This window comes from Streptomyces sp. NPDC002754 (genome assembly GCF_053592315.1).
Genome location: NZ_JBSFVM010000064.1, coordinates 1 through 9,466, shown reverse-complemented (window position 1 = coordinate 9,466; position 9,466 = coordinate 1). Strand labels below are relative to the sequence as shown.

The window sequence follows — 9,466 nt, the reverse complement described above, 5'->3', positions numbered from 1 at the left end:
CCGGGGGTGTCGGTGTTCGTGCTGGATGCTGCGTTGCGTCCGGTGCCGGTGGGTGTGGCGGGGGAGATGTATGTCGCGGGTACGGGAGTCGCGCGTGGCTATGTGGGTCGGCCCGGTCTGACGGGTGAGCGGTTCGTGGCCTGCCCGTTCGGTTCTGCCGGTGAGCGGATGTACCGGACGGGCGATGTGGCGCGGTGGACGGACGAGGGACAGTTGGTGTTCGTCGGGCGGTCCGACGAGCAGGTGAAGGTGCGTGGGTTCCGGATCGAGCCGGGCGAGATCGAGGCTGTCCTGGAAGCGCACGCGGGGGTGGCGCAGTCCGCGGTGCTGGCGCGGGAGGACGTTCCGGGCGACAAGCGCCTGGTGGCGTACGTGGTGCCTGCCGACAGCGGGATCGGTGTCGATGTCGGTGATCTGCGGGAGTTCGCGGTGTCGCGGTTGCCGGAGTACATGGTGCCGGCGGCGTTTGTGACGCTGGGCGAGTTGCCGTTGACGGTGAACGGGAAGCTGGACCGTAAGGCGCTTCCGGCACCCGAGTATGTCGCGGGTGGTGGCCGGGGTCCGGCGACGGTGCAGGAGGAGATCCTGTGCGGGGTGTTCGCCGATGTGCTGGGTGTGGAGTCGGTGGGCGTCGAGGACGACTTTTTCGGGCTGGGTGGGCATTCGCTGTTGGCGGTGCGGTTGGTCTCGCGGATTCGGGTCGTGTTGGGGGTGGAGGTCGAGGTTCGGGCGTTGTTCGAGGCGCCGACGGTGGCCGCTCTCGCCGACCGTCTGGCCGCTGGGACGGGGGTGGCTCGGACGCCGTTGCGGGCTGCGGAGACGCGTCCGGAGCGGGTGCCGTTGTCGTTCGCGCAGCAACGGCTGTGGTTCCTCGGCCAGTTGGAGGGGCCGAGCCCGGCTTACAACATCCCCCTGGCTGTGCCGTTGACCGGCGAGGTGGATGTCACCGCGTTGAACGACGCGCTGCGAGACGTGATCGGGCGCCACGAGACGCTGCGCACGGTGTTCCCGGCCGTGGAGGGTGAGCCGTACCAGCGGATCCTCGACGCGCGAGAGCTCCAGTGGCGACTCGAAGTGCGCAGCGTGGAGGCCGACGAGCTGGGCGCTGCCGTCAGCCACGCGTCGCAGTACGCGTTTGATCTGGCGGCGGAGGTGCCGATTCGGGCGTGGCTGTTCGAGGCCGGGCCGGATGAGCAGGTACTCGTGGTGGTGGTGCATCACATCGCCGGCGACGCGTGGTCGATGGGCGCGCTGCGGCGTGATGTCTCGAAGGCGTACGCGGCTCGCCTGCGGGGGGACGCTCCGGTGTTCGCGGCGTTGCCGGTGCAGTACGCGGATTACGCGTTGTGGCAGCGGGAGTTGCTGGGTGCGGAGTCCGACCCGGGGAGTGTGCTGTCGCAGCAGGTGGGGTACTGGCGGCGGGAGTTGGCCGGGGTGCCGGAGGAGTTGACGTTGCCCTCGGATCGGGCGCGTCCTGCGGTGGCGAGCCATGTGGGGCGTCGGGTGCCGTTGCGGGTGTCGGCCGAGGTGCATCAGCGGGTGGTGGAGCTGGCGCGCGCCGAGGGCGTGACGGTCTTCATGGTCCTTCAGGCGGCCCTGGCGGTCACTCTTTCCCGTCTTGGTGCGGGGACGGATGTTCCGGTGGGGTCGACGGTTGCCGGGCGTACGGACGAGGCGCTGGACGACCTGGTCGGGTTCTTCGCGAACACGCTGGTGGTACGGGCGGATCTGTCGGGTGATCCGGAGTTCCGTGAGGTGCTGGGGCGGGTGCGGGAGGCGAGCCTGGGCGCGTTCGCACATCAGGACGTGCCCTTCGAGCGGCTGGTGGAGGAACTGGCACCGGAGCGCTCGCTGTCCCGACACCCGCTGTTCCAGGTCATGCTCACCCTGCACAACGTCGAGCCCGGGGGAGGCGGATCGCAGAGCCTGGATCGGTCGACCACCAACTCGGCGAAGTTCGACCTCGATGTGTCGTTGTCGGAGGTGTTGGACGAGGAGGGGCGTCCGGCCGGGTTGCGGGGTGGCCTGACCGTGTCGGCGGATCTGTTCGAGGCGGAGACCGCTGAACGGTTGGTGGGCTGGTTCGGCCGCGTGTTGGAGTCGGTGACCGCGGCGCCCGATGTCCGGTTGCATGCGGTGGATGTGCTGGATGGCGACGAGCGTGCCCAGCTGCGGCAGTGGAATGACACTGACACGGCCTCGGGTGTGGCTGGTTCGTCGGTGGTGGAGTTGTTCGAGGAGTGGGTGGCTGCGGCTCCGGGTGTGGTGGCGGTGGTGTCGGACGGTGTTGAGGTGTCGTACGGCGAGTTGGATGTGTGGGCGAATCGGTTGGCGCATTGGTTGCGTGGTCGGGGTGTGGGTGCGGAGTCGGTGGTGGGGCTTCGGCTCCGGCGTGGTGCGGAGATGATCGCCGGGATTCTTGGTGTGTGGAAGGCGGGGGCGGCGTACGTCCCGGTGGATGCTGAACTGCCGGTCGAGCGTGTGGAGTTCATGCTTGCGGATGCCGGTGTGGGTGTGGTGGTGGACGCGGGCGTCCTCGACGGGTTGGGGGAGTACCCGGATACCGCGCCCGGTGTGCGGCTGGTTCTGTCGGGGTTGGCGTATGTGATCTATACGTCGGGTTCGACGGGGCGTCCGAAGGGTGTGGCGGTCTCGCATGGTTCGTTGGTGAATCTGGTGTCGGTGTTCGGGCCGGTGATGGGTGCGGGTCCGGGTGTGGGTGTGTTGCAGTTCGCGTCGTTCAGTTTCGATGCGTCGGTGTTGGATGTGGCGGTGGCGTTGTCGTCGGGTGCGACGTTGTGGGTGGCGTCGGAGGAGCAGAGGGCAGAGCCGCGGCGGCTGGCGGAGTTGACCGGGGTGCGGGCGGCGAGTGTGGTGCCGTCTCTGCTCGGGGTGTTGGATCCGGAGGATCTGTCGCAGGTGGAGACCCTGCTGGTGGGTGCCGAGGCGATTGGTGAGTCGGTGGCGCGGGCGTGGTCGGTGGGGCGCCGGTTGGTGAACACGTATGGGCCGACCGAGGCGACGGTGATGGTGGCTGCCGAGGTGGTCGACGCGGATCGGCAAGGCCCGGTGCCGTTCGGCCGGCCGATCGCCAATACCCGTCTGTATGCGCTGGACGAGACGTTGCAGCCGGTGCCGGTGGGTGTTGCGGGTGAGCTGTACGTGGCGGGTGCCGGTCTGGCGCGCGGCTATGTGGGCCGGCCCGGTCTGACGGGTGAGCGGTTCGTGGCGTGCCCGTTCGGTTCCGGCGGTGAGCGGATGTACCGGACCGGAGATCTGGCCAAATGGACCGTGGACGGGCAACTAATGTTCGCCGGCCGGGCCGATGAGCAGGTGAAGGTGCGCGGGTTCCGGATCGAGCCGGGTGAGATCGTGGCCGTGCTGGAAGCCTGTGCCGAGGTGGCGCAGGCCGCGGTGATCGCCCGTGAGGACATGCCCGGCGACAAGCGCCTGGTCGCGTATGTGGTGCCTGCCGACGGCGAGACCGGTGTCGATGTCAGCGTGCTGCGGGACGTGGTGGCGTCGCGGCTGCCGGAGTACATGGTCCCGGCCGCGTTCGTCACGCTGGACGAGCTGCCGCTGACCGCCAACGGCAAGCTCGACCGCAAGGTCCTTCCGGTGCCGGAGTATGCCGCGAGTGGCGGCCGGGGTCCGGCGACCGTACAGGAGGAGATCCTCTGCGCGGCCTTTGCCGACGTGCTGGGTGTGGAGTCGGTTGGGGTCGAGGACGACTTCTTCCGGCTGGGTGGGCATTCGCTGTTGGCGGTGCGGTTGGTCTCGCGGATTCGGGTCGTGTTGGGGGTGGAGGTCGAGGTTCGGGCGTTGTTCGAGGCGCCGACGGTGGCCGCGCTCGCCGACCGCCTGGACGCTGGGACGGGGGTGGCTCGTACGCCGTTGCGGGCTGCGGAGACGCGTCCGGAGCGGGTGCCGTTGTCGTTCGCGCAGCAACGGCTTTGGTTCCTGGCCCAGTTGGAGGGGCCGAGTTCGACGTACAACATCTCGATGCCGGTCAGGGTCAGTGGCGTGGACACCGCGGTGCTGGACGCGGCACTTCGGGATGTGCTCGGTCGGCACGAGTCGCTGCGTACGGTGTTCCCCGTTGTCGAAGGCGAGCCCTACCAGCGCATCCTTGACCCGGCGGAACTCGACTGGTCGCTGCGGGTCACCCACGTGGAGACCGGTGAACTGGACGCGGCCGTGCGGCAGGCCACGCAGCACACGTTTGATCTGTCGGCGGAGCTGCCGATCCGGGCGTGGCTGTTCGAGGCCGGCCCGGAGGACCAAGTGCTCGTGGTCGTGACGCACCACATAGCCAGCGACGGCTGGTCGCGCGGCGCGCTGGCACGGGACGTGTCGATCGCGTACGCGGCGCGGCTGCGTGGCGAGGCGCCGGTGTTCGCGGCGTTGCCGGTGCAGTACGCGGATTATGCGTTGTGGCAGCGGGAGTTGCTCGGGGAGGAGTCGGACCCGGACAGCCTGTTGTCCGAGCAAGTCGGCTATTGGCGGCAGGAGTTGGCCGGAGCGCCGGAAGAACTGGTGCTGCCCGTGGATCGGGCGCGTCCTGCGGTGTCCGGTCATGTGGGACATCGGGTGCCGTTGCGGGTGCCGGTCGAGGTGCATCAGCGGGTGGTGGAGCTGGCGCGGGCCGAGGGTGTGACGGTGTTCATGGTCCTTCAGGCGGCGTTGGCGGTGACGCTGTCACGGCTCGGTGCGGGGACCGATGTGCCGATCGGGTCCGCGATCGCGGGACGTACGGATGAGGCGCTGGACGATCTCGTCGGATTCTTTGTGAACACGTTGGTGGTGCGGACGGATCTGTCGGGTGATCCGGAGTTCCGTGAGGTGCTGGGGCGGGTGCGGGAGGCGGACCTGGGCGCGCTGGCGCATCAGGATGTGCCGTTCGAGCGGCTGGTGGAGGAGCTGGCGCCGGAGCGTTCGCTGACCCGGCACCCGCTGTTCCAGGTGATGCTCACCGTGCAGAACATGGAGAGCGCCTCCCTGGAACTGCCCGGGGTCGGCACGGGTGTCGACGAGATGACGGCAGGCGGTGTGGCCACCGTTTCGGCGAGGTTCGACCTCGATGTGTCGTTGTCGGAGGTGTTGGACGAGGAGGGGCGTCCGGCCGGGTTGCGGGGTGGCCTGACCGCGTCGGCGGATCTGTTCGAGGCGGAGACCGCTGAACGGTTGGTGGGCTGGTTCGGCCGGGTGTTGGAGTCGGTGGCCGCGGCGCCTGATGTCCGTCTGCATGCGGTGGATGCGCTGGGTGCCGATGAGCGCGATCGGGTTCTCACCGAGTGGAATGACACCGCGGTCGAGGTGGATGGGAGGACGATTCCGGCCCAGTTCGAGGAGTGGGCGGCTGCGGCTCCGGATGCGGTCGCGGTGACCGTGGACGGCGTTGAGGTGTCGTACGGCGAGTTGGATGTGTGGGCGAATCGGTTGGCGCATTGGTTGCGTGGCCGGGGTGTGGGTGCGGAGTCGGTGGTGGGGCTTCGTCTGCCGCGTGGTGTGGAGATGGTTGCCGGGATTCTTGGTGTGTGGAAGGCGGGGGCGGCGTATGTCCCGGTGGATGCTGAACTGCCGGTCGAGCGTGTGGAGTTCATGCTGGCGGATGCCGGTGTGGGTGTGGTGGTGGACGCGGGCGTCCTCGACGGGTTGGGGGAGTACCCGGATACCGCGCCCGGTGTGCGGCTGGTTCCGTCGGGGTTGGCGTATGTGATCTATACGTCGGGGTCGACGGGGCGGCCGAAGGGTGTGGCGGTCTCGCATGGGTCGTTGGTGAATCTGGTGTCGGTGTTCGGGCCGGTGATGGGTGCGGGTCCGGGTGTGGGTGTGTTGCAGTTCGCGTCGTTCAGTTTCGATGCGTCGGTGTTGGATGTGGCGGTGGCGTTGTCGTCGGGTGCGACGTTGTGGGTGGCGTCGGAGGAGCAGCGGGAGGAGCCGCGGCGGCTGGCGGAGTTGACCGGGGTGCGGGCGGCGAGTGTGGTGCCGTCTCTGCTCGGGGTGTTGGAGCCGGAGGATCTGTCGCAGGTGGAGACCCTGCTGGTGGGTGCCGAGGCGATTGGTGAGTCGGCGGCGCGGGCGTGGTCTGCGGGGCGCCGGTTGGTGAACACGTATGGGCCGACCGAGGCGACGGTGATGGTGGCTGCCGAGGTGGTGGACGCGGATCGGCAAGGCCCGGTGCCGTTCGGCCGGCCGATCGCCAACACGCGGCTGTATGCGCTGGACGAGACGTTGCAGCCGGTGCCGGTGGGTGTTGCGGGTGAGCTGTACGTGGCGGGTGCCGGTCTGGCGCGTGGCTATGTGGGTCGGCCCGGTCTGACGGGTGAGCGGTTCGTGGCCTGCCCGTTCGGTTCTGCCGGTGAGCGGATGTACCGGACCGGGGACCTGGCGAAGTGGACGGACGACGGCCAGCTCGTCTTCGCTGGGAGGGCCGACGAGCAGGTGAAGGTGCGCGGCTTCCGCATCGAGCCGGGCGAGATCGAGTCCGTGCTGATGTCGCAGCCGAACGTCGGACAGGCCGCGGTGGTCGCGCGTGAGGACGCTCCGGGCGACAAGCGCCTGGTCGCCTACGTGGTGGCCGCGGACGCAGGGCTCGACACGGATGCCCTGCGGGACGTGGTGGCGTCGCGGCTGCCGGAGTACATGGTCCCGGCCGCGTTCGTCATGCTGGACGAGTTGCCGCTGACCGCCAACGGCAAGCTCGACCGGAAGGTCCTGCCCGCGCCGGAATACACCACCGGGGCCGGCCGGGCCCCGGTCACCGTGCAGGAGGAGATCCTCTGCGCGGTCTTCGCCGACGTCCTGGGCCTCGAGTCCGTCCGCGTCGACGACAACTTCTTCCAGCTCGGCGGGCATTCGCTGTTGGCGGTGTCATTGGTGGAGCGGCTGCGGGCCCGTGGTGTGTCGGTGTCAGTGCGGGCGCTGTTCGAGGCGTCGACGCCGGCCGGGCTGGCCAGGGCTACGGGCGTCGGATCAGTGGACGTACCCGAGAACCTGATACCGGCGGATGCGGAGCGGATTACGCCGGAGATGTTGCCGCTGGTGGAGTTGTCGCAGGCGGAGATCGATCGGGTGGTCGCGGCGGTCGAGGGTGGAGCGGGGAATGTCGCGGACGTCTATCCGTTGGCGCCGTTGCAGGAGGGCATGTTCTTCCACCACCTCATGGCGGGTGAGGGCGGCGACGTCTATCTGACGGCGCGTGTCGTGGAATTCGACTCCCGGGCCCGGCTTGAGACGTTCACCGGCGCGCTGCAGCAGGTGATGGACCGGCACGACATCTATCGCACGGGTGTGGTGTGGGAGGGCCTGCGTGAGCCGGTGCAGGTGGTGTGGCGGCAGGCTCAACTGCCGTTCGTAGAGCACGAGATTGACGGCGGGTCTGCGAATCCGGCGGATGCCCTGCTGGCCGTAGTCGGGTCGGTGATGGATCTGGGGCGTGCGCCGTTGATGGATGTGCATGCGGCGGAGGTGTCCGGGGGTCGGTGGCTGGCTGTGGTGCGGATGCATCACCTGCTCCAGGATCACCTGGGCATGGACGTGCTGTTGCAGGAGTTGCGGGCGGTGCTGACCGGGCAGGCGGAGCGGCTGGCGCCGGCGATGCCGTTCCGGAACTTCGTGGCGCAGACACGTGCGGTGTCCCGGGTCGAGCACGAGCGGTACTTCGCCGAGCTGCTCGGTGACGTGACCGAGCCGACCGCCCCGTACGGGGTGCTCGACGTACGCGGCGACGGCAGCACGACCTCCGAGGCAGTCGTGCCCATCGCGGCCGATGTCACCGACGGACTGCGGCGCGTGGCACGGGAGTTGGGGGTCAGTACGGCGACAGTCCTGCATGTGACGTGGGCGCGCGTGCTGTCGGCCTTGTCGGGCCACGGAGACGTGGTGTTCGGCACGGTGCTGTTCGGCCGGATGAACGCCGGCGAGGGCGCCGACCGGGTGCTCGGCCCGTTCATCAACACGCTGCCGGTACGCGTGGGGACCAGCCGGGTGGGCGTACGTGCGGCGGTTGAGGGGATGCGGGACCAGCTGGCGGGGCTGCTGGAGCACGAGCACGCGCCGTTGGCCGTGGCACAGCAGGCGAGTGGTGTCGCGGCCAATACGCCGCTGTTCACCTCACTGTTCAACTACCGGCACATCACCGGTGCCGGCGAGAGCCCGACCGGCACGGAGCTGGATCAGCGTAGGCCTGTTGAGGGCATCCAAACTGTGTTCGCCGAGGAGCGGAACAACTACCCCGTGACCGTGTCGGTCAACGACCGGGGCGCCGCTGGGATGAGCGTGAGTCTGGCGACTGCCGAGGGCATCGACCCTGCGGGCGTCGGTCATTCGGTGATTGTTGCGCTGGCGAACGTGGTCGACGCGCTGACGACCGCGCTCGACGGCGGCCCGGACATGCAACTGGCCTCGGTGGACATCCTCGGCCCGGGTGAGCGGGATCGGCTCCTGGTGGAGTGGAATGACACGGGCACGGGCACGGACACTGACGCGGCGTCGGGTGTGGCTGGTTCGTCGGTGGTGGGGTTGTTCGAGGAGTGGGTGGCTGCGGCTCCGGGTGTGGTGGCGGTGGTGTCGGACGGTGTTGAGGTGTCGTACGGCGAGTTGGATGTGTGGGCGAATCGGTTGGCGCATTGGTTGCGTGGTCGGGGTGTGGGTGCGGAGTCGGTGGTGGGTCTTCGTCTCCGGCGTGACGCGGAGATGGTTGCCGGGATTCTTGGTGTGTGGAAGGCGGGGGCGGCGTACGTCCCGGTGGATGCTGAACTGCCGGTCGAGCGTGTGGAGTTCATGCTGGCGGATGCCGGTGTGGGTGTGGTGGTGGACGCGGGCGTCCTCGACGGGTTGGGGGAGTACCCGGATTCCGCGCCCGGTGTGCGGCTGGTTCCGTCGGGGTTGGCGTATGTGATCTATACGTCGGGTTCGACGGGGCGGCCGAAGGGTGTGGCGGTCTCGCATGGGTCGTTGGTGAATCTGGTGTCGGTGTTCGGGCCGGTGATGGGTGCGGGTCCGGGTGTGGGTGTGTTGCAGTTCGCGTCGTTCAGTTTCGATGCGTCGGTGTTGGATGTGGCGGTGGCGTTGTCGTCGGGTGCGACGTTGTGGGTGGCGTCGGAGGAGCAGCGGGCAGAGCCGCGGCGGCTGGCGGAGTTGACCGGGGTACGGGCGGCGAGTGTGGTGCCGTCGCTGCTGGAGGTGTTGGAGCCGGGGGATCTGTCGCGGGTTGAGGCGATGGTGGTGGGTGCCGAGGCGGTGAGTGAGTCGGTGGCGCGGGCGTGGTCGGTGGGGCGTCGGTTGGTGCATGCGTATGGGCCGACCGAGGCGACGGTGATCGTGGCGATTGGTGCGGTGGATGGTGGTCGTCCGGGGCAGGTGCCGTTTGGCCGGCCGGTCGCGAATAGCCGTGTGTATGTGCTGGATGAGGCGTTGCAGCCGGTGCCGGTGGGTGTTGCGGGTGAGGTGTATGTGGCGGGTG

The 9,466-nt window shown here is 68.9% G+C and carries 1 pseudogene; it reads left to right on the top strand.

Annotated elements, in window-relative coordinates:
• Window positions 1–12: 12 nt before the first annotated feature.
• Window positions 13–9,466 (top strand): annotated as a pseudogene (locus ACWD2L_RS40530) (amino acid adenylation domain-containing protein); the annotation flags it as partial.